Source organism: Duganella sp. CY15W, assembly GCF_009857555.1.
In the GTDB taxonomy this organism is placed as follows: Bacteria; Pseudomonadota; Gammaproteobacteria; order Burkholderiales; family Burkholderiaceae_D; genus Rugamonas; species Rugamonas sacchari.
The window spans coordinates 1-291 of sequence record NZ_WWCQ01000029.1 but is presented as its reverse complement, the minus strand read 5'-3'; the positions used below and the strand labels follow the sequence as shown (position 1 = coordinate 291).

The 291-nt window shown below is 71.8% G+C and carries 1 pseudogene; it reads left to right on the top strand.

What is annotated here, in order from left to right:
* Window positions 1–291: pseudogene (locus GTP58_RS30915) on the top strand (hypothetical protein); the annotation flags it as partial.

The following is a 291-nucleotide window of genomic DNA, read 5'->3' as shown; positions in this document are numbered from 1 at the left end:
ACGGTACGGCCAGCGCCGGTGCCTACGAGGTGAAGGCAACGGTCACGCAGACCGGCGGCAATGGCGGCAACGGCATCAACGGCGCCAATGGCGGCGCCGGTGCGGCCAGCACCCTGCTGAACGGCGCGGCCGCCAGCACGCCTGGCACCCTGAACCTGTTGCACACGGCAATCGGCGGCAACGGCGGCAGCAGCGACAGCGGCACAGGCGGCAAGGGCGCCGCCGCCAGCTCCGCGCTGACCCTGGTGAATACCTCCCCCACCGAGCTAACGCTGACGGCTGCCAGCCAGG